The following is a 20,769-nucleotide window of genomic DNA, read 5'->3' as shown; positions in this document are numbered from 1 at the left end:
TGAGTGCCTAGGCGAGGTCGACGGGCGAGCCTTCCCGGCGGCTGATCTCCAGCACCGGACAGCCCAGCTCCAGGACCTGCGCGACGATCCGGGCGCTCAGGCCGGGACTCAGGTCCGGCAGGAACTCACGGAGCCGGCCGGCCAGTTCGTCGGCGCCGGGGGCTTCGGTGCCGCAGGCTTCGGTGCCGCAGGCTTCGGTGGTGCCGGGGGCTTCAGTGGTGTCGGAGGCCTCGGTGGTGTCGGAGGCCTCGGCGTCAGGGAGGTCGGCATCGGCGAAGTCGACGTCGGTCTGCCGGGCGAAGCGGGGCACCCAGGGTTCACCTGCGGAGCCCGGCCCGTACGGACCGTCGGGCAACAGGGCGGCATCCGCGGCGAGGACGAGAGTGCCACCAGGGCCGGGAGCGGAGTCAGGGCCGGAGCCAGGACCGGAGTCGGGGGCGGAGCCGGGACCGGAGTCCGAGCCGGGACCAGAGCCGGGCTCGGATTCAGGACCCGAGCCGGGACCGGAGTCGGGACCGCTCTCGGCGAGCGGATACGCCCACCACAGCAGGTCCACGGGTCTCGCCCCGCCGGTCGCCATCCGGGCCCGGCCCGTGATGGGGTAGGACGTCCGACCTCCCCACGAGGCGTGCAGGCCGTCCCGCCCGTCGCACCCCTCCGCACCGCTGTCGCCGAGCGCGCCGGTCACCGGCATCAGGTCGAGCGCGGGGGCGCCCACCGCCTCCGCAGGGCCGGGCCCGAAGAGCCGGTGGGCACCGCTGCTCCAGTGGGAGATCCGGCCGTCCGCGGCCACCACCACGACCGCAAGCGGAATCCGTTCCGGCAGCGCGTGGGGTGGCTCGGCCACCCGGGCTGCCGTACCGGACCTGCCGCTGCCGTCCGACGGGCCAGGCTCCATGGGCGGTTGCTCCTTCGTACCACGATCGTGCACCACCGCCACCACGGTACGGCCGCGGGATGATGCGGTGGGCAGCATTGGCGAAGAGGCCGAACGGGTGGTATAGCCGCACAACGGGCGCTCGGACACCGGTCCTTGACGCCGGTGCTTGACACCGGCCGGCCCTTGACCGCGTGGTCAGTCCTCGTGGCCGAGCTGGAGGTCGCGTTCGGTACGGCCGCCGCCGGCCACCTGGAGGACGGTGGCAACCGGCGGGTATCCGGCGGCGACCACGGTGTACTCGCCGGCCGCGAGGTCCACGAAGCGGAACAGCCCGTCGGGCCCGGTGACGGCGGTGTCGACGACATTGCCCGCGACGTCCAGCAGGGTGACCCGGGCGTCCTCGACCGGCCGTCCGCCACCGGCCCGTACGGTCCCGCGCAGCACCGCACCGCCGGCGAGTTCGATGTCCTGGCGGGTCTCGCGCGACGCCTGGACGGTGACCGGCAGCGCGGCCGGCCGGTACGCCGGCGCGCTGGAGGCGAGGGTGTACTCGCCGGCCACCAACTCCCCGATGACGTAAGCGCCTTCACGTCCGCTGCGGGTGGTCGCGACGACCTCGCCGCGCACGTCGGTGAGGGTGACCATGGCGTCGCGTACGGGGGTGCCGTCGGCGGTGGTGACGGTGCCGGCCAGCCGTCCGGCACCACCGAGGACCACGTCCAGCTCGACCGGCCGTTCGCCGACGGTCACGGTCACGGCCTGCGGCTGGTGGCCGCCGGCGGCCGCGATCAGCACGTAGGAGCCGGCGCCGGGGGTGCTCAGCGCGTACCGCCCGTCCTCGCCGGAGGCGCCGCGGCCGATCTGCCGCCCGGTGATGTCGATGAGGGTGAGTGCGGCGCGCGGCACGATCGAGCCGTCGTGGTGCCGTACCGCCCCGCACACCGGGATGCCGGGGTGCCCGCCCCCGGAGAAACCGTGGCCACGCCGGTAACCGGGCATCGGGACAGTCGGGTTGAGGGCTTCCGGGTCGACGGCGGAACGGGCCTGCGGCACCGCGGCCGGTCCGGCCGCTCCGGTCGGCTCGGCAGGTCCGGAAGATCCGGCGGGTCCCGCCGGTTCGGTCGGCTCGCCGTACGCGGTGGGCCGGTCCGGGGTCGGGGAGGTCTGCGGGGCGTGAGAGGCGTGGGACACCAGTGGTTTCTCTTTCAGGAAGAAGGCGAGCAGAAAGCCCAGGGCGAGCACCGGCACGAGGAAGAAGAAGACCCTCGGCATGGTGTGGAGGAAAGCGGCGACGTGGCCGCCGCGCAGGGAGGCGGGCAGCACGCGGACCAGCTGCGGGGTGATCGCCTCCGGGGCGGAAGGCCGTCCCGGCAGTCGGTCTCCTAACTGGCGGGCCAGCCGGTCGGCGAAGAGGGCACCGCAGAGGGCCACGCCGACGCTGCCGCCGAGCTGCCGGAGGGGGTGGGTGACGCGGGGCGCGGTGGAGAGGTCACGGGCGCGTACGGAGTTCCGTACCGCGAGCAGCAGCACCGGCAGCACGAGGCCGATGCCCAGGCCCAGGAGGCCCGTCCAGAGGCTGTAGCTCTCCCGGGTGGTGCCCGGCACCGTCCGCGACAGCAGCCACATCCCCCCGGCGGCCACCGCACAGCCCAGGACGGGGAAAACCCGGTAGTGGCCGGTGCGGCCGATGAGCCGGCCGGAGACGGCGAAGGCGAGCGCGACGCCGCCCGTCAGCGGCAGCATCAGCAGTCCGGACGCGGTGGCCGAGGCGCCGTCGACCCTCTGCAGGAAGGTCGGCAGATAGCTGGCGGCGCCGAAGAGGGCGATGCCGACGACGGCCCCGACCAGGCCGGTGAGGCTGAAGATCGCCTCGCGGAACAGCCGCAGCGGGACGAGCGGTGCGGCGGCGAAGTGCTCGACGGCGAGGAAGAGCAACCCGCTGCCGAGTGCCCCGGCGCCCAGAGCAAGGATGACCCGCGAGTTCCAGGCGTATTCCGTACCGCCCCAACTGGTCAGCAGAACCAGGCAGCTGGAGAACGCGACGAGCAGCAGGGCGCCGGCGTGGTCGAGCCTGGGCCGGGCGGGCGGCCGGGGCAGCTTCAGTGCGAAGGCGAGGATGAGCAGGATCAGCGCACCGAGAGGGACGTTGAGGGAGAAGCACCAGCGCCAGGAGGCGTGATCGGTGCAGAAGCCGCCGATCAGCGGTCCGGCCGCGGAGGCGAGTCCGTAGGCGGCGCCGATCAGTCCCGTCGAGCGGCCGCGGCCCCGGGGTGGTAGGACGTCGGTGATGACGGCCTGGACGCCGATCATCACACCGCCGCCGCCGAAACCCTGGAGGGCCCGGAAGGCGACCAGTTCGTCCATGGTGTGCGACCAGCCGGCCAGTGCCGAGCCCGCGGTGAAGACCAGGACCGCGAAGAGAATGACCGGTTTGCGGCCGAAGAGGTCGCCGAGTGTGCCGTACACGGGCAGGCCGATGGCGGAGGCGAGGAGGTAGGACGTCACTACCCAGGACATCGCGCCCAGCCCGTGCAACTCGCCGGCGATCCTCGGGAGTGCGGTGGCGACGACGGTCTGGTCGAGGGCCGCAAGGAACAGGGCCAGCAGCAGTCCGGCCAAGACCAGACGGACCCGGCGGGGACCGAACGGCACCGGTGCGGTCCCATACGGTACGCCGGGCCGGTCCCCGCCGGCCGGGGCGGTGGCCGCGCCGGGTGCCGGTGGGCCGGTACGCCCGGCCGGGTCGCTCAGGGTGGTCCCGCCCACGTGCTGCTCCCCTCGTCACGCCTGTTGTCGCCCAATTTCTCGCATTGGGCGACAACAGCGTTCAAGCGCGACGAAAGGGGTCGAGCGGGGCCCGAACGGACGCCAAGTACCTTGCCGATCAGGCTCCTTGGGCCCCCATCAGGGCTTTCCGCACGGAACCGGTCCGGCGGACCGGACACCTCCGCACGGCGGAAACCACCCGAACCGGTGAGCGTGACGGAACGCACTCAGGGTGACGCATGTGACGCCCACACTCAGCGCGTGAAGCACATGGAACGCACGGAGCACATGGAACACCTGAAGCACCTGAAGCACCTGAAGCACCTGAAGCACGGGGAACACATGCCGTGCATGCCGTGCATGCCGTGCATGACCTTCGCGACGCGCATGACGCGGCATAAAGCGCACAACGCAGAAGGCATGCACGACTCAGAATGCATGCACGATGCACAAGGCGTGCTGGCGCACAGGGACGTACGAGGGGACGCAAGGGGACGTCCGCAGGGGGATGTCCACAGGGGACGTCCTACGTCCGACGTACGGTCACTTCTCCATGCGCGCCGCGAGGTTGGCGAGGATGGCGTCGTAGATCCGGCCGAGGCCCTTGGGGGCGAAGGTCCGCTCGAAGAAGCCGCCGATACCGCTCGCGCCCTGCCAGGTGGTCGTGACGACGACCCTGGTGCGCTTCTCGCCGGCCGGCGTGACGACCCAGGTGGTGACCATGGAGGAGTTGCGGTCCTTCTCGACGAGCTGGCCGTCGGTGGGCTCGTCGATCTCCAGCAGGCAGTCGCGCACCCGCTTGCTCGTGGCCTGGAGCTTCCAGTGGACGAGGGTGCCCTTGCCGTCGCCGCCCTCGCGGACCTCGTACTCCGTGAAGTGCTCGGGCAGCAGCTGCTGGCGCGTGCCGCTGTAGTCGGCGAGCGCGTCGAACACGTCCTCCGGGTCCGCCGCGATCTCGCGCTGCGTGATGGCCTCGACCTGACCCATGTGTGTCTTCCTCCAGTAGTCGGCTGCCGGTCCTGCGATGCGCCGCAAAGCCAACCACCACTGGGGGGCGCGCCCAAAATCCGCCCGGGCCCGCCGCGACAGACAAGAAGGGAACACGTGTTCTATTATGGTCCCGGGGGCTCGACGGCATGCAGCATGCAGAAGGAGGCCCGATGCGCTGGGACAACCTGGGCGACGGCCCGGCCGCACTGTTCGGTGCGGACGTGGTCAGCCGGACGTTCGACACCCCCGAATTCCGCGGGATCACGTTCCACGAGGTGCGCGCCCGTTCCCTCGTCAACCGCGTCCCGGGCGCCTCCCGGATGCCGTTCGAATGGACGGTCAACCCCTACCGAGGTTGCAGCCACGCCTGCGTCTACTGCTTCGCCCGCAAGACCCACAGCTATCTGGACCTGGACACCGGCCTCGGCTTCGACACCCAGATCGTGGTGAAGGTCAACGCCCCGGAACTACTGCGCCGCGAACTGGCCGGGCGCCGCTGGCGCGGGGACCACATCGCGATGGGCACCAACGTCGACTGCTACCAGCGCGCGGAGGGCCGCTACCGCCTCATGCCCGGCATCCTCACGGCCCTGCGTGATCACGCCAACCCGTTCTCGATCCTCACCAAGGGCACGCTCATCCTGCGCGACCTGGAACTGCTGCGGCAGGCCGCCGAGATCACCGACGTCGGCATCTCGGTCTCCGTCGGCTTCCTGGACCACGAGCTGTGGCGCACGGTCGAGCCCGGTACGCCCGCCCCCGAACGCCGGCTGGACGTGGTGCGCACCCTCACCGCGCACGGCATTCCGTGCGGCGTGCTCATGGCACCGGTCATCCCGTTCCTCGGCGACGCGCCGGAGCAACTGCGCGCCACGGTCCGCGCCATCGCGGAGGCCGGCGCGGGCTCCGTCACACCGCTGGTGCTGCACCTGCGCCCCGGCGCCCGCGAGTGGTTCCTGTCCTGGCTGGGCCACCACCACCCGCATCTCGTACGGCGCTACGCGACGATGTACGCGGACGGCGCCTACGCCCCCACGTGGTACCAGCGCCGTATCACCCGCCAGGTCCACGAACTCGCCGCCGAATACGGCATCGGCCCCGCCCGCTCGGGCGAGGCCCGCCGCATCCGTCCCCCGTCCGGCGACCCCGCCGAGAACCCCACCCCCACAGCCGACCCCACCGCCACGCCTACGCATATGCCTTCGCCTACGCCAATGCCTACGCCTGCTGCCACGCCCACACCCCCGCCCCCGGGGCCGACCCAGCTGACCCTCATCTGAACCAGCGGGCTCTGAACCAACGGCACCTGAAGCAACGGCAACCGAAGCAACGACATCTGGACCAACGACTTCTGGACCAACGGCTGGCGGCCTCCCGTGCGCCGAACCAGCCGCCGGTGTGCCGCCTCCCGTGGGTCGGGGCGAACCAGTCGGTCTGCGGCCTCCCGCGGGTCGGGTCGGACCAGTCGGTCTGCGGCCTCCCGTGGGTCGGTCGGACCAGTCGGTGTGCCGCCTCCCGCGGGTCGGGTCGGGTCAGTCGGTCTGCCGTTCTTCGTGCACCGGCCGGACGGCCACTCACGCCGGGGTGGCCGGGACGGCCTCCAGGGCCCGCGCCAGGCGGTTGCGGGCCTCGGTCTGGGCGGCGATCCGCTCGTCGATGACGGCGAGCCGCTCACGGGCGATCCGCAGCCCCTCGGCGGACGGAGGGGCGGTGGCCATATCGCCGTCCAGGCAGGAGGTGAAGCAGCGGACGTCGGCGAGGGTGAGCCCGGCCGCGAGCAAGTGGCGGATATTGCGCACCCGTACGACCGCGCGGGCGTCATAGACCCGATAGCTGTTCGCCTCCCGGACGGAGCTGATCAATCCCTCCCGCTCGTAGTTCCGCAACGCCCGCGGCGTCGCCCCCGTCACCTCAGCCAACTCCCCGATCCGCACGCGCTGTTCCCTCCCTCTACTACCGCCCCGCGCCCGGCCCCGCGTGCGATTCCCGCCCCGACACTTGACACCGGAACTCCCGCCGTCGGCACTGCTGGCGGCTCCATCCTCGGTGCTTACGGAGGCTCCGCCAATGGTGCTGGTGGCCCCGCCCTCGTTGGTGCTGGTGGAGGCTCCACCCTGGTGCCGGTGGCAACTCCCTCAGTGAGGCTCGCGGGTTCCGCCGTCGGCGTTGGTGCCGCTCTGGCGACTCGCATGCTGGTGCTGCTCTGGCGACTCGCATGCTGGTGCTGGTCTGGCGACTCGCATTTTGCCGCGCACCTCTTTTTTCCCCGCCGCCCACCCCCCTTCGGGGGGTGGGCGGGTGTAGTGACGAGGTTCGGGGCTGCGTGGGCGGGTGACGAGGCTCGAGGCCTCGCGGAACGGGTGACGAGGCTCAGGCTACGTGGGGCGGACGAACGAGGCTCGGGGCTACGGGACGCATGCGACGAGGTTTGGTCTTCGGGGCGGGTGTGGGGGTGACGCGAGGAAGGGCGGGAGTGATGGCTTCGAGGGAACGCCCCAGCCCGGCCGACGTCTTCAGGGACGGGGTCGAAGCGGGCGCCCTTCGCCGGTGAGGTGAACGAAGGAGGCCCAGCCAGGTACAGAAGCACAGGCAGGTGGGCGCAGCCAGAAACACAGGCACGGGCAGGCACCATCAGGTACAGGGCCCGGGCCCTCGCAACCAGGGACTGAGAGGGGCCGGGCACGCGCAGCCAGCGGCAGAGGCACGGCCAGACGCAATCACGCGTAGCCAGACGCCCTCAGGCCCCATCAGGCGCAGTGGCGGCAGCCGGGCCCCGGGAGACAGCAGCCGGCCCCGTAAAGACAGCGACTGGGCCCGCAGAAGGGGCGACAGCCCGACCCCAGGAGGCGGGGCCCGACGCCAGGAGGTAGGGGCCGGGCCCGTAGAGGCGGGGTCCAGCGCAAGGAGGGGACAAGGTGGGAGGTCAGCCGATCACTGCTCCGCCGTCGACCGGGAGGATCACGCCCGTGACGAAGGAGGCGGACGGGGCGGCCAGGTGGGTGATGGCCCAGGCCACCTCCTCGGGGCGGCCGATCCGGCCCATCGGGGTGTGGGCGATCTGCCACGCACGGTGCGCCGCCCGCTGCTCCTCGGACAGGCCCTGGTGGAGCGCGATCGGCGTCTCGATCGCGCCGGGGGCGACCGCCACCACCCGCACCCCGCGTGGTGCGAGCTCCACCGCCCAGCTGCGGGTGAGCAGTTCGAGCCCCGTCTTGGTCGCGGCGTAGACCGCGTTGCCGGGCCAGCCGCGCTGGCCGACCGACGTGCTGATGTTGACCACCACCCCACCGGTCCGCTCCAGATGGGGCACCGCTTCCTGTGTCAGCAGTACGGGCGCGATGAGGTTCGTCGCCAGCTGTGGGCCCATCCGCTCCTTGGTGAAGCTGCCGAGCGCCCCGCTGCCCACTATGGCGGCGTTGTTGACCAGTACGTCCAGCCGGCCGTACGTCTCGACCGCATGGCGGACGATGGCCGCGGGGGCGTCGTCCGCGGTGATGTCGGCGACGTACGGGACGATCTCCCCGTCCGCGTCCCCGTGCCCGTCCCTGTCCCCATGCCCGTCGCCGTGCCCCTCGGCGCCCGCCGCCGTCTCCGCCAGCGGCTCGGCCCGGCGCCCCACCGCCAGCACCCGCGCCCCCTCCGCCGCGAAGGCCCGGGCGGCGGCCCGCCCGATCCCCGTACCGGCGCCGGTGATGACCACCACCCTGGGGGGTGGGGTGTCCGCGCGGTGCGGGTCGGTTCCGGAGGTGTTCGTCCCGGGCTGCTGCGCCTTCGGGGTATGCCCGGTGCCGGTGACGTCTGCGGTTCGCCTGGTGTCTGTGGTGTGCCTGGCGTTTGTGGCCTCTGTGGCGTGGCTAGTGTGCGTGGCTTCTGTGGCGTGGCTGGTGTGCGTGGTGTCTGTGGTGTGGGTGCTGTGTGCCATGCGGGGAGTCTTGAACCCTGACCCCAGGGGCAAGGTCAAGCGCACGGCGGCAGAAGCGCCCTTGACCGGGCCCCTACCCTCTCCGTCATGGACACGGTTAGGGGTAGGGACAGGGGCAGGAGGCCTGGCGGAACGCTGCGGATACGGGAGATGGGCGAGGCCGATATCGAGGCGGTCTCGGCGGTCCGGGTGCGCGGCTGGCAGACGGCGTACCGCGGGCTGATGCCGCAGGCCCATCTGGACGGGATGAGCGTGGCGGCGGACGCCGAGCGGCGGCGGACGTGGTTCGGGCGGCGGTCGCCGGAGGTGGTCGACCTGGTCGCGGAGTCGGCCGGCGAGGTGGTCGGCTGGGCCTCGGTCGGCCCGGCCCGGGATCCCGATGTGGCCCCGGGCGCCGAGGAGTTGCCCGCCCCGCGCCCGACCGCGGGCGAGCTGTTCGCGCTGTACGTCGCGCCCGAGCGGATCGGCACCGGCGTCGGGCGGGCCCTGATGGACGCGGTCACGGACCTGGCACGGCAGAGCGGATACCGGGCGCTGTATTTGTGGGTGGTACGCGGCAACACCCGTGCCGAGCGGTTCTACGAGCGCGCCGGATTCGTACCGGACGGGGCGGAGGAGACGTACAAGGTGGGCGGCAGCAACGTTCCCGAGCTGCGCTACTGGCGTCCGCTGTACCCGTGTCCGGATTCCCCGGAGTCCCCGCCTCCCCAGGATCCGACGTGGGACGTCCCATGTACGCGGGGCGCCCGATGACTTCTCGCCGACCCCTTCCTCCGACCCCTTCCTCCACCTGATCGCTCACCACCTGATCGCTCACCACCTGACCGCTCATCCGCCTGGTCGCTCACCACCTGATCCCTCATCCACCGACCGCTCACCCACCTGATCGCTCGTCCGCCCGATTCCCGTCCGCCTGCCCCCTGCATCCGACACCTGCTACAGGCACCCACTACAGGCGCCCGCTTCCGACACCCGCTCCAGGCACCCGCCTCACGCACCCGGCTCTTCCTTCACCTCGGCCCCAGCCCTGGCCCCGTCTCCATCTCCGCCCCCGGCGCCCCGCCCCTCCTCCCCCGGCAGCTCATGGACGCCCAGGCGGGCCAGTGAGGCCGCTGCGGCGGCGGCCAGGCGGGGGTGGGCGGTGGCGGCGGTGAGGGCGGGTACGGCGCGGCGGTCGCCGAGGGCGCCCAGGCCCTCGACGCAGGCGAGCGCCACCCGCCAGTACGGGTTGTGCGGGGTCAGCAGTCGCTCCAGGGTCGCGATCAGCGCAGGTACGGACTGCGGTGCGCGCAGCTCGGCGAGGAGCCGGACCGGGTGCAGGGCGTACGCGGTGCGCAGCGGGTTCGTGGCGAGGGCGGCCGCGGCGCGGGCGGTGCGCGGGTCGCCGAGCCGGCTCAGGGCGTGTGCCGCGGTGGCGCAGCGCACCGGATCGCGGTAGTTCAGCAGCAGGACGAGCGTCTCGAAGGCGCGTTTGTCGCCGGCGCAGCCGAGGATGAAGGCGGCGATCTCCCGGGCCCACAGGGGGCGTTCGACGGCGACCAGCATCCGGGCGAGTTCTTCCCGTCCGGCGGGGGTGTTCTTGCGGGCGAGCCCCAGCAGGCGTTCGTAGGCGACCAGATCCTGTGGGGAGCGGAGTTCGGCCCGCACCCGGTCCGTCAACTCGTGGAATTCGTCTTCCATTTGCCGCTTCCCTCCCGCCGGGGCGCCCCGGTTGCCGAGACGTGGCCTGCACCACAGACTAATGACCCGCATTACCCCTGGCGCTGCGGTTACCCACGGGTTAACCTGCTGGAACGAGCAGCACCCCTGCTCGGGCGGCCTGGTGACGCAGCCGCCACAGAGTGAAGTCGGTTCGGCACCGCAACAGCACGACATCAGTACGGAGTACGGCACGGCCCCGGGACAGGGCCTCCGCCGCAGCTCCCGCACCGCCGGCGCTGCCAGCAGCGCTGCGGCCCTCCGCGGCCCCGCCGCGCCCAGGGTCGTCGCGTATCCGCTGCCCCCTCGTCCGCGCGGCCACCCCTCAGTCGTCACTTCTCCCCTGCTCTTCAGGGGAACACCCTCAGGAGTTCGCGATGGGCCCTTCGTCCACCCCTGATCTCGCCCCCGACGTTTCCCCACTGTCCCTCTCCACCGTGGCCGTCGTCGGCCTGGGCACCATGGGCACCGGCATCGCCGAGGTCCTCGCCCGGGCCGGCCGCGAGGTCATCGGCATCGACACCGACGAGGCCGCGGCCCGGCATGCCGTCGCCGCGCTGGAGGCCGCCACGGCCCGCGCGGTGCGCCGCGAGCGGATCACCGAGCGCGAGCGGCAGGACGTCCTGGCCCGCTTCCGCACCTTCACCGATCTGCAGGCCGCCGCGGACGCCGATCTCGTCATCGAGGTGGTTCCCGAGGACTACGAACTCAAGCGGCAGGTGTTCACCGAACTCGACGCCGTGGTGCGGCCGGACGCCATCCTGGCCACCGGCACCAACGCCCTGTCGGTGACCCGGCTCGCCGCCGATTCGCAGCGTCCCGAGCGGGTGCTCGGGCTGCACTTCTTCAACCCCGCACCGGCCATGAAGCTGGTCGAGGTGGTCTCCTCCGTCCTCACCGCGCCGACCGCGGTCGCCGCGGTCACCGAGCTCGCCCGCGACCTGGGCAAGGACCCGATCGCGGTGGGTGACCGGCCCGGTTTCGTCGCCGACGGCCTGCTGTTCGGCTATCTGAACCAGGCCGCCGCGATGTACGAGTCGCGGTACGCCACCCGTGAGGACATCGACGCCGCGATGCGGCTCGGCTGCGGCCTTCCCATGGGCCCGCTGGCGCTGCTGGACCTGATCGGCGTGGACACCGCCCGGACCGTCCTGGAGGCGATGTACGCCGAGTCCCAGGACCGGCTGCACGCCCCGGCGCCGATCCTGGGCCAGCTGGCCGAGGCGGGGCTGACCGGCCGCAAGGCGGGCCGCGGCTTCTACACCTACGAGGAGCCGGGCTCGGCCACGGTCGTGCCGGACGCGGAGAGCCCGGCGGCCACCGGTGAGGCCGCGGCCGGGCGTACGGTCACCCGGGTCGGCGTGGCCGGTTCCGGGACGATGGCCAGCGGGATCGCCGAGGTCTTCGCCAAGGCGGGGTACCAGGTCGTGCTGGCCGCCCGCAGCGCGGAGAAGGCGGAGAAGGCGAAGGCCCGGATCGCCAAGTCGCTGGGCCGGTCCGTGGACAAGGGCCGGCTGACCGCCGAGGCCCGGGACGCGGCGCTGGCGGCGATCACCCCGGCCGGGACGCTGGACGCGTTCGCGGACGTGGACCTGGCCGTCGAGGCGGTGGCCGAGGACCTCGCCGTCAAGCAGGAGCTGTTCCAGACCCTGGACAAGGTCTGCAAGCCGGGCGCGGTCCTGGCCACCACGACCTCGTCGCTGCCGGTCGTGGCCTGCGCCCGGGCCACCTCGCGCCCGCAGGACGTCATCGGGATGCACTTCTTCAACCCCGCGCCGGCGATGAAGCTGGTCGAGGTGGTGCGGACGGTCCTGACCTCCGACGAGGTGCACGCGACCGTGCGGGCGGTGTGCGCCAAGGTCCGCAAGCACCCGGTGGACTGCGGTGACCGGGCCGGCTTCATCGTGAACGCGCTGCTGTTCCCGTACCTGAACAACGCGATCAAGATGGTCCAGGAGCACTACGCGTCGCTGGACGACATCGACGCGGCGATGAAGCTGGGCGGCGGCTACCCGATGGGCCCGTTCGAGCTCCTCGACGTGGTCGGCCTGGACGTCTCGCTGGCCATCGAGAAGGTCCTGCACGCCGAATTCCGCGACCCGGGGCTGGCCCCGGCGCCGCTGCTGGAGCACCTCGTCGCGGCCGGGTGCCTCGGACGCAAGACGGGCCGCGGCTTCCGTGAGTACGCCCGGCGCTGAGCCGTGGGGGCGCCCCCGCCCGGACGGGGCCGGTTGGGGTGGACTGCTGGAGCCGGACGGCGGTCCACCCCCGCTCACGAGGGCGGAGGTGGGACCTCATGCCGCAGGCCGGGTAAATATGCAGTACCGTCCCCACATGTCCCAGCCCGCTCGTACGCAGCCCTCCGACGCCCCCGAAAGCAGCAGCCCCGGCACCCGCCGCGCGGCCGCGCAACGGCTCAAGATGCGCCGCGAATTGTCGGCGGCGGCCATGGAGTTGTTCGCGACCAAGGGCTACGAGGCGACGACGGTCGATGAGATCGCGGCGGCCGCGGGCGTCGCCCGGCGTACGTTCTTCCGCCACTTCCGCTCCAAGGAAGAGGCGATCTTCCCCGACCACGACGACACCCTGGTACGGGCCGAGGCGGTCCTGGACGCCGCTCCGCCGCACGAGAACCCGCTCGACACGGTCTGCCGCGGCATCAAGGAGGTCATGCGGATGTACGCGGCCTCGCCGGCCGTGTCGGTGGCCCGCTACCGCCTGACCCGCGAGGTCCCCACCCTCCGCGAGGCCGAGATCGCCTCGGTGGCCCGTTACGAGCGGCTGTTCACCCGCTATCTGCTGGGCCATTTCGACGAGGGCGCGCACCGCGAGGGCGATGACGACCCGCTGCTGGCGGAGGTCGCCGCGTCCGCGGTGGTCACCGCGCACAACCACGTCCTGCGCCGCTGGCTGCGGGCCGGCGCGGAGGGCGATGTGGAGGCCCAGCTGGACCACGCCTTCGAGATCGTCCGGGAGACCTTCGGCGCCGGGATCGGCGCGGGCCGCGGCACCACGGGCGAGCAGCCCTCGGCGTCCGTCTCCCGGGAGGGCGAGGTGCTGGTCGCGGTGGCCCGTACGGACGCCCCGCTGGAGGAGGTCATGCGGACGATCCGCAAGGCGATCAAGGACCGGAAATGATCCCGTAACGGCCTGACGGGCCCGGCTCGCTCGTGCTATCCACTACGGCGTGGCGGACGCGAGCGAGGCGGGGCCGGCTCCGGCCACCCACAACACCATCAGTGGCGGGCAGGCCCGCGACGTCATCCAAGGTGGCGTGGTCCAGATCTACCCGGCGCCCGCCCCGGTCCGCTCCCTGAACGCGCTGCCGCCCCGTCCGGCCGCCCTGCTCGGCCGCGCCGGCCCGCTCGCCGCGCTGCTGGCCCTGCTGGCGCCCGGCGGCCGCGCCGGGGCACCCACCGCGATAGCGGTCACCGGTGAGGGCGGGGTGGGCAAGTCGGCGCTGATGGCGGCCGCCGCACACGAGGCGCACAAGTGGTTCCCCGGTGGGGTGCTCTACGAGGACGCCCGGGCGCACGGCGGCGGCCGGATGAGCCTGGAGGAGCTGCTGGGCACCTGGCTGCGGGCGTTCGGCATCCCCGGCGACCAGCTCCAGCCGCACCGGGCCGGGCTGCTCGGCCAGTTCCGCAGCCGGCTGCGGGAGGCCGACGAGGCGCTGCTGATCCTGCTCGACGACGCCGCGCCGGACGAGCACCTCGTGCCGCTGATACCCCCCGACAGCCGCCACCGCCTCCTGGTCACCGTCCGGACCGCCCCGGAGGACGCGCGGATCGCCGTGCTGCGGCTGGACACGCTCAGTCCGAAGGATTCCCTGGCGCTGCTGGAGGCCGCGGCCGGCAAGCCGGTCCCGCCGTCGCAGCTGGACGAGATCGCCGCGCTCTGCGGACATCTGCCGCTGGCGCTGGACGTGGTGGCGGGCCGGCTGCGGGACGGCGACGACAGCGCGCAGCGCATCCTGTCCGCGTTACGCCCGCCCGGTGAGCGACTGGCCGAACTCGACCCGGTACGGCAGGCGTTCGAGGCCTCGTACCAGGCGCTCGGCGATCCGGACGCGCGGATGCTGCGCCGGCTGGGGCTGCACCCGGGCACCGAGATCGACGCCGAGTCGGCCGCCGCGCTGGGCGGGGTCTCGCCGGCGGAGGCCGACCGCGCGTTGCGCCGCCTGGTCAGGGCCCAGCTGCTGCGCCCCACCGGCACCGAGGGCCGGGTCCGCTTCCACGACCTGCTGCGGCTGTACGTCGGTGAACTGGCCTCGCAGGAGCCGGAGTCGGCGCGCGGCGCGGCGCGGGAGCGGCTGCTGGCCCACTACGGCGAGCGGGCCGCCACCGCCGACGACGCATGGTTCGACCGGGAGCGCGGGGCACTGGCGGCGGCCCTGGCGGAGGCGGTGGACCAGGGCCGGTACGAGCGGGTCGCGCCGGTGGTGGACCGCCTGGCGGCGTATCTGCTGCGGCGCAGCCGGACCGTGGACGCGCTGTTCGTGCTGCGGCAGGGCGTGCTCGCGGCCCGGCACCGCGCCGACCACCTCCGGGAGGCGGAGCTGCTGCGGATGATGCGGCGCCACTACCGCGCGCTGGAGCGCTGGCCGGAGGCCCGGTCCTGCGCGGAGGCGGGCCACCTGGCGCGCATCCGGGCCGGGGTGCGGTCGCCGGAGCTGGACGACGACCTCGGCGAGCAGGCGGCCGAGCGCGGTGATCACGGCGCCGCGGCGCACCACTACGGGCGGGCGGTACGCGGCTGGGCGCTGCGCGGTGACCGGCACCGGCTGGCGACCTCGCTGATGGCGCGGGGTGATGCGGAGGAGCGGCTGGGGCGGGCCCGGGAGGCGGCGCTGTCGTACCGCCGGGCGGTGGCGACGGCGCACGACGGTGACCTCACGGTCGTGGCGCACGCCTGGCTGAGGCTGGCCGGGTGCGCCGCGCACCGGCACGACCCCCGGCAGGTCCTGGAGCTGCTGCGCCGCGGCCTGGAGGTGGCGCGCAGGTCGGGGGACGTACGGGTGACGGTGGAGGCGCTGGCGCTGCTGTCCGAGGCGGAGACCGAGGCGGGGCGGCCGGGGGCGGCCGAGCAGCTGCTGCGGGAGGCGCACAGTGAGGCCGGGGCGCACAACCTGCCGCTGCTGGGAGAGCGCCTGAGGGAGATCAAGCCGCCGTGGCTGAAGCTGCCGGCGGGACCGGAGGACACCGTCGCGCCCCAGGCGGGGACGGACCGCGGCCCGCAGGAGCCGCCGCCCGCCGTGCCGGGCCCGCCCGTGGAGCAGGCGGCCCGCCATGTGCGGCCGGTGCTGCTGCGACTGCTGGCCCTGCCGTGCTGTGGGGTGCTCTGGGCGCTGGGCTGCCTGGTGGCGGCGCTGGTGGAGGACGGTCCGACGGTCCTGTGGCCGGCGCAGCTGGCGCTGGCCGGGAGCACGGCGTGGGCGGCCCGGCGGGTCTGGCAGCGCAGCCGCGGCAGCCGGCTCGGCGATCTGGCCGCGGTCGGCCTGCACCGCTTCCACGCGGTGGGCGCGGCCGGGCTGCTCGCTGCGGGGGTCCGGGCGGGGGCGCCGGGCGGCAGTGCCGTGGCCGCCGGGCTGCTGGTGCTGCACACCGCCGCGCAGCTGTGGCCGGCGGCCCGTGCGCGGCTGCGGTCCCGGGCCCGACCGGGACACGTCCCACCCGAACGGCCTAACCGCATCACCGTTCACCTGCCGTAACACCGGGAATTCAGTCCGTTACGACCACGCCCCCCATCGGCCCTTCTGCCGCTCATACGTGCCGAGCAAATGACATCTGAGAGAAATTCTTGGCACTCAGTGTCTTGTCGACTGGCACGCGGTGTCATACGTTGAGAGTGTCCGGGCGACCGGCGGACGAGGCGATCCTCGTGCGCCGGCTGTCCCAGCAGCCCTCCCCGGCTGCCGCCCGGACGCCTGCGTCACAGGCACCCCGCCCGGCATCCGCCGGGCTCCGCGCTCACCAAGGCGCTGCCAGGCACCACGGCCGACGCCTCCGCGACACCGGCGGAGACGGCGGCGGCGGCGCCACCCCGGCCGAACCGACGGCACCACCTCCCGCACCACCCCCGACGTTCCCTCAAGCCGTTTCCCCCGAATCCCCGCGCTCTCGGCTCCGCTCGAGCAGGGGAGGCTCCACCGCCGGAGGCACACCGTGAACGAGATCCTGGACGCGATCCTTGCGCCTGACACCACCAGCGCCGACTTCGCCGCGCTGCCCATCCCCGAGTCCTACCGCGCGGTGACCGTGCACAAGGACGAGACCGAGATGTTCGCCGGCCTGTCCACCAAGGAGAAGGACCCGCGCAAGTCGCTGCACATCGATGAGGTCCCGGTCCCCGAGCTGGGCCCCGGCGAGGCGCTGGTGGCCGTGATGGCCTCCTCGGTGAACTACAACTCCGTCTGGACCTCGATCTTCGAGCCGCTGTCGACCTTCGGGTTCCTGGAGCGCTACGGCAAGCTCTCCGAGCTGACCAAGCGGCACGACCTGCCGTACCACGTCATCGGCTCCGACCTGGCCGGCGTCGTGCTGCGCACCGGCCCGGGCGTCAACTCCTGGAAGCCCGGCGACGAGGTCGTGGCGCACTGCCTGTCCGTCGAGCTGGAGTCCTCCGACGGCCACAACGACACCATGCTCGACCCCGAGCAGCGCATCTGGGGCTTCGAGACCAACTTCGGCGGTCTGGCCGAGATCGCGCTGGTCAAGTCCAACCAGCTGATGCCCAAGCCCGACCACCTCAGCTGGGAGGAGGCGGCGGCCCCGGGCCTGGTCAACTCGACCGCGTACCGCCAGCTGGTGTCCCGCAACGGCGCCGGGATGAAGCAGGGCGACAACGTCCTGATCTGGGGCGCCAGCGGCGGCCTCGGCAGCTACGCCACGCAGTTCGCGCTGGCCGGCGGCGCCAACCCGATCTGCGTCGTCAGCAGCGAGCAGAAGGCGGAGATCTGCCGGAAGATGGGCGCCGAGGCGATCATCGACCGCAACGCCGAGGACTACAAGTTCTGGAAGGACGAGCGCACCCAGGACCCGAAGGAGTGGAAGCGCTTCGGCAAGCGCATCCGCGAGTTCACCGGCGGCGAGGACATCGACATCGTCTTCGAGCACCCGGGCCGCGAGACCTTCGGCGCCAGCGTCTTCGTCACCCGCAAGGGCGGCACCATCACCACCTGCGCGTCCACCTCGGGCTACATGCACGAGTACGACAACCGCTACCTGTGGATGTCGCTGAAGCGCATCATCGGCTCGCACTTCGCCAACTACCGCGAGGCGTGGGAGGCCAACCGCCTGATCGCCAAGGGCAAGATCCACCCGACCCTGTCGAAGACCTACACCCTGGAGGAGACCGGGCAGGCGGCGTACGACGTGCACCGCAACCTGCACCAGGGCAAGGTCGGCGTGCTGGCGCTGGCGCCCGAGGAGGGCATGGGCGTGCGCAACGAGGAAATGCGCGCCAAGCACCTCGACGCCATCAACCGCTTCCGGAACGTCTGAGGCCGGGAGGCACCGATGACAGAACGTCACCCTCAGTCCCAGGGGCGAAGGGAACGGGACCGGCCGTGGCTGATGCGCACGTACGCCGGTCACTCCACGGCGGAGGCGTCGAACGAGCTGTACCGGCGCAATCTCGCCAAGGGCCAGACCGGTCTGTCGGTGGCGTTCGACCTGCCGACGCAGACCGGCTACGACCCCGACCACGTCCTCGCCCGCGGCGAGGTCGGCCGGGTCGGGGTCCCGGTCTCCCACCTCGGTGACATGCGGCGGCTGTTCCAGGACATCCCCCTGGACCAGATGAACACCTCGATGACCATCAACGCCACCGCCATGTGGCTGCTGGCGCTCTACCAGGTCGTCGCGGAGGAGCAGGGCGCGGACATCACCAAGCTCCAGGGGACGACCCAGAACGACATCGTCAAGGAGTACCTGTCGCGCGGGACGCACGTCTTCCCGCCGGGGCCGAGCCTGCGGCTCACCACCGACATGATCACGTACACGGTGGCCCACATCCCCAAGTGGAACCCCATCAACATCTGCTCGTACCACCTCCAGGAGGCCGGGGCGACCCCGGTCCAGGAGATCGCGTACGCGATGAGCACGGCGATCGCCGTCCTCGACGCCGTGCGGGACTCCGGGCAGGTGCCGCCGGAGAAGTTCGGCGATGTGGTCGCCCGCATCTCCTTCTTCGTGAACGCCGGCGTCCGGTTCATCGAGGAGATGTGCAAGATGCGCGCCTTCGGCCGTATCTGGGACCACATCACCCGCGAGCGGTACGGCATCGAGAACCCCAAGCAGCGGCGCTTCCGCTACGGCGTGCAGGTCAACTCGCTCGGGCTGACCGAGGCCCAGCCGGAGAACAACGTCCAGCGGATCGTGCTGGAGATGCTGGCCGTGACGCTGTCCAAGGACGCCCGCGCCCGGGCCGTCCAACTCCCGGCCTGGAACGAGGCGTTGGGCCTCCCCCGGCCCTGGGACCAGCAGTGGTCGCTGCGCATCCAGCAGGTCCTCGCGCACGAGAGCGACCTGCTGGAGTACGAGGACATCTTCGCCGGCTCGCACGTCATCGAGGCCAAGGTGGACGCGCTGGTCACCGACTGCCTGGCCGAGATCGAGCGGATCCAGGAGATGGGCGGCGCGATGGCCGCGGTGGAGTCCGGCTACCTCAAGTCGCAGCTGGTGTCCGCGCACGCCGAGCGGCGCGGCCGGATCGAGGCCGGCGAGGAGAAGATCGTCGGCGTGAACTGCTTCGAGTCCACCGAGCCCAATCCGCTCACCGCGGACCTCGACACCGCCATCATGACCGTCGACCCGGCCAACGAGGCACGGGTGGTGCGGAGCCTGCACGACTGGCGGGACAACCGCGAGGAGGGCCGCGCCCAGGAGGCGCTGTCGGCCCTGAAGAAGGCGGCGGCCGGCGACACCAACCTCTTCGCGGCGACCCTGGAGTGCGCCCGCGCCGGTGTGACGACCGGCGAGTGGGCCTGGGCCCTGCGGGACGTCTTCGGCGAGTTCCGGGCGCCCACGGGCGTCTCCAGCGCCCCGCTGGCGGTCCCGGCCGAGGAGGGCAGCCCGCTGGCCGCGGTGCGCGAGAAGGTCGCCAAGACGGCGGCCGAGCTCGGCAGCGGCAAGCTGCGGCTGCTGGTCGGCAAGCCCGGCCTGGACGGGCACAGCAACGGCGCCGAGCAGATCGCGGTACGCGCCCGGGACGCCGGCTTCGAGGTGATCTACCAGGGCATCCGGCTGACGCCGGAGCAGATCGTCTCGGCGGCGGTCGCCGAGGACGTGCACTGCGTGGGCCTGTCGATCCTGTCCGGCTCGCACACGGAGCTGGTGCCGGACGTACTGGCCCGGCTGCGGCGGGCCGGTGTCGACGACATCCCGGTCATCGTCGGCGGCATCATTCCCTCCGCGGACGCGACCGCGCTCAAGGAGGCCGGAGTGGCGGCCGTCTTCACGCCGAAGGACTTCGGTATTACGGAGATCATCGGCCGGATCGTCGACGAGATCCGGACGGCGAACCAGCTCGACCCCTTGGAGGTCCCCGCATGACGGCGGCGAACCGGCCGCGGCCGAGGCGCTCCTGCCTCGCGGTGCCCGGCAGCAATCCGCGCTTCCTGGAGAAGGCCCAGGGCCTGCCGGCGGACCAGGTGTTCCTGGACCTGGAGGACGCCTGCGCGCCGCTCGCCAAGGAGGGCGCCCGGCACACGATCGTCGAGGCCCTGAACGAGGGCGACTGGACGGGCAAGACCCGGGTCGTGCGGGTCAACGACTGGACGACCCAGTGGACGTACCGGGACGTCATCACGGTCGTCGAGGGCGCGGGCCCGAACCTCGACTGCATCATGCTGCCGAAGGTCCAGGACGCCCAGCAGATCGTGGCGCTGGACCTGCTGCTGACGCAGATCGAGAAGACCATGGGCCTCGAGGTCGGCCGGATCGGCATCGAGGCGCAGATCGAGAACGCCAAGGGCCTGGTCAACGTCGATGCGATCGCCGGCGCCTCGCCGCGGCTGGAGACCATCATCTTCGGCCCGGCCGACTTCATGGCGTCGATCAACATGAAGTCCCTGGTGGTCGGCGAGCAGCCGCCCGGCTATGGCGCGGACGCGTATCACTACATTCTGATGCGCATTCTGATGGCCGCACGGACCTACGATTTGCAGGCCATCGACGGCCCCTACCTTCAGATCAAGAACGTGGAGGGCTACCGGGAGGTCGCCGGTCGCGCCGCCGCACTCGGCTTCGACGGCAAGTGGGTGCTGCACCCGGGCCAGGTCGAGGCCGCCAACGAGGTGTTCTCACCGTCCCAGGAGGACTACGACCACGCCGAGCTGATCCTGGACGCCTACGAGTGGCACACCTCGGAGGCGGGCGGCAAGAAGGGATCTGCGATGCTCGGCGACGAGATGATCGACGAGGCGAGCCGGAAGATGGCACTGGTCATCGCCGGCAAGGGCCGGGCCGCCGGCATGATCCGTACATCCAAGTTCGAAGCCCCGGAGGCATGA

Annotated in this window: 14 protein-coding genes; 8 read left to right on the top strand and 6 right to left on the bottom strand. The window is 72.3% G+C overall.

Going from position 1 to position 20,769, the window contains the following annotated elements; translation table 11 throughout:
* Positions 1–7 precede the first annotated feature (7 nt).
* The 3 genes from ACFV1J_RS28795 to ACFV1J_RS28785 all read right to left on the bottom strand — a co-directional run bounded on the left by ACFV1J_RS28795 (position 8) and on the right by ACFV1J_RS28785 (position 4,633).
* Entirely contained in the window at positions 8–898 is an 891-nt protein-coding gene (locus ACFV1J_RS28795) for a hypothetical protein (protein ID WP_385862850.1), read from the bottom strand.
* A gap of 177 nt (positions 899–1,075) precedes the next feature.
* On the bottom strand, positions 1,076–3,646 hold the full coding sequence (locus tag ACFV1J_RS28790) for a DHA2 family efflux MFS transporter permease subunit (protein WP_385862849.1): 2,571 nt from the start codon (positions 3,644–3,646) through the stop codon (positions 1,076–1,078).
* A 543-nt stretch (positions 3,647–4,189) separates the two neighbouring features.
* Positions 4,190–4,633: an SRPBCC family protein gene (locus tag ACFV1J_RS28785; protein WP_385862847.1), complete on the bottom strand. Its 444-nt coding sequence runs from the start codon at positions 4,631–4,633 to the stop codon at positions 4,190–4,192.
* A gap of 173 nt (positions 4,634–4,806) precedes the next feature.
* Between ACFV1J_RS28785 and ACFV1J_RS28780 the strand changes: the two genes are divergently transcribed.
* On the top strand, positions 4,807–5,916 hold the full coding sequence (locus tag ACFV1J_RS28780; RefSeq protein ID WP_385862845.1) for an Rv2578c family radical SAM protein: 1,110 nt from the start codon (positions 4,807–4,809) through the stop codon (positions 5,914–5,916).
* A 294-nt stretch (positions 5,917–6,210) separates the two neighbouring features.
* On the opposite strand, the gene ACFV1J_RS28775 is transcribed toward ACFV1J_RS28780, so the two are convergent.
* Both ACFV1J_RS28775 and ACFV1J_RS28770 read right to left on the bottom strand, forming a co-directional pair.
* Positions 6,211–6,570 (bottom strand): MerR family transcriptional regulator, encoded by a 360-nt coding sequence (locus ACFV1J_RS28775; RefSeq protein ID WP_385862843.1) that lies wholly within the window; start codon positions 6,568–6,570, stop codon positions 6,211–6,213.
* Positions 6,571–7,559: 989 nt separating this feature from the next.
* A complete protein-coding gene (locus ACFV1J_RS28770) occupies positions 7,560–8,336 on the bottom strand; it encodes an SDR family NAD(P)-dependent oxidoreductase (protein WP_385862927.1) in 777 nt (258 codons plus the stop codon).
* Positions 8,337–8,708: 372 nt separating this feature from the next.
* Between ACFV1J_RS28770 and ACFV1J_RS28765 the strand changes: the two genes are divergently transcribed.
* Positions 8,709–9,311, top strand: a complete 603-nt coding sequence (locus tag ACFV1J_RS28765) for a GNAT family N-acetyltransferase (protein WP_385862841.1) — start codon at positions 8,709–8,711, stop codon at positions 9,309–9,311.
* A 237-nt stretch (positions 9,312–9,548) separates the two neighbouring features.
* On the opposite strand, the gene ACFV1J_RS28760 is transcribed toward ACFV1J_RS28765, so the two are convergent.
* The gene (locus tag ACFV1J_RS28760; RefSeq protein WP_385862840.1) at positions 9,549–10,238 is read right to left on the bottom strand and encodes a HEAT repeat domain-containing protein; all 690 of its coding nucleotides are present in this window, start codon (positions 10,236–10,238) and stop codon (positions 9,549–9,551) included.
* 395 nt (positions 10,239–10,633) lie between these two features.
* Here ACFV1J_RS28760 and ACFV1J_RS28755 point away from each other — a divergent pair, with 395 nt between their 5' ends.
* The 6 genes from ACFV1J_RS28755 to ACFV1J_RS28730 all read left to right on the top strand — a co-directional run bounded on the left by ACFV1J_RS28755 (position 10,634) and on the right by ACFV1J_RS28730 (position 20,769).
* Entirely contained in the window at positions 10,634–12,454 is a 1,821-nt protein-coding gene (locus ACFV1J_RS28755) for a 3-hydroxyacyl-CoA dehydrogenase family protein (RefSeq protein WP_385862838.1), read from the top strand.
* 136 nt (positions 12,455–12,590) lie between these two features.
* Entirely contained in the window at positions 12,591–13,394 is an 804-nt protein-coding gene (locus ACFV1J_RS28750) for a TetR family transcriptional regulator (protein ID WP_385862836.1), read from the top strand.
* A gap of 49 nt (positions 13,395–13,443) precedes the next feature.
* Positions 13,444–15,966, top strand: a complete 2,523-nt coding sequence (locus ACFV1J_RS28745; RefSeq protein WP_385862834.1) for an AAA family ATPase — start codon at positions 13,444–13,446, stop codon at positions 15,964–15,966.
* 454 nt (positions 15,967–16,420) lie between these two features.
* A complete protein-coding gene (gene ccrA, locus ACFV1J_RS28740; protein ID WP_385862832.1) occupies positions 16,421–17,758 on the top strand; it encodes a crotonyl-CoA carboxylase/reductase in 1,338 nt (445 codons plus the stop codon).
* A gap of 15 nt (positions 17,759–17,773) precedes the next feature.
* Positions 17,774–19,810: a protein meaA gene (locus tag ACFV1J_RS28735; RefSeq protein WP_385862830.1), complete on the top strand. Its 2,037-nt coding sequence runs from the start codon at positions 17,774–17,776 to the stop codon at positions 19,808–19,810.
* The gene (locus tag ACFV1J_RS28730) at positions 19,807–20,769 is read left to right on the top strand and encodes an HpcH/HpaI aldolase/citrate lyase family protein (protein ID WP_385862828.1); all 963 of its coding nucleotides are present in this window, start codon (positions 19,807–19,809) and stop codon (positions 20,767–20,769) included. Before ACFV1J_RS28735 ends, ACFV1J_RS28730 begins: the two co-directional genes overlap by 4 nt.

The sequence above is a fragment of the Streptomyces sp. NPDC059649 genome (assembly GCF_042734445.1).
Classification (GTDB): Bacteria; Actinomycetota; Actinomycetes; order Streptomycetales; family Streptomycetaceae; genus Streptomyces.
The sequence above is the reverse complement of the archived record's forward strand: the minus strand, read 5'-3'. Positions and strand labels throughout refer to the sequence as shown.

Bases quoted from the DNA above. Each gene is read 5' to 3' on its own strand.
- ACFV1J_RS28755 (WP_385862838.1), top strand. From the start codon at position 10,634: ATGGGCCCTTCGTCCACCCCTGATCTCGCCCCCGACGTTTCCCCACTG.
- ACFV1J_RS28795 (WP_385862850.1), bottom strand. From the start codon at position 898: ATGGAGCCTGGCCCGTCGGACGGCAGCGGCAGGTCCGGTACGGCAGCC.
- ACFV1J_RS28730 (WP_385862828.1), top strand. From the start codon at position 19,807: ATGACGGCGGCGAACCGGCCGCGGCCGAGGCGCTCCTGCCTCGCGGTG.
- ACFV1J_RS28765 (WP_385862841.1), top strand. From the start codon at position 8,709: ATGGGCGAGGCCGATATCGAGGCGGTCTCGGCGGTCCGGGTGCGCGGC.
- ACFV1J_RS28785 (WP_385862847.1), bottom strand. From the start codon at position 4,633: ATGGGTCAGGTCGAGGCCATCACGCAGCGCGAGATCGCGGCGGACCCG.
- ACFV1J_RS28780 (WP_385862845.1), top strand. From the start codon at position 4,807: ATGCGCTGGGACAACCTGGGCGACGGCCCGGCCGCACTGTTCGGTGCG.
- ACFV1J_RS28750 (WP_385862836.1), top strand. From the start codon at position 12,591: ATGTCCCAGCCCGCTCGTACGCAGCCCTCCGACGCCCCCGAAAGCAGC.
- ACFV1J_RS28735 (WP_385862830.1), top strand. From the start codon at position 17,774: ATGACAGAACGTCACCCTCAGTCCCAGGGGCGAAGGGAACGGGACCGG.
- ACFV1J_RS28760 (WP_385862840.1), bottom strand. From the start codon at position 10,238: ATGGAAGACGAATTCCACGAGTTGACGGACCGGGTGCGGGCCGAACTC.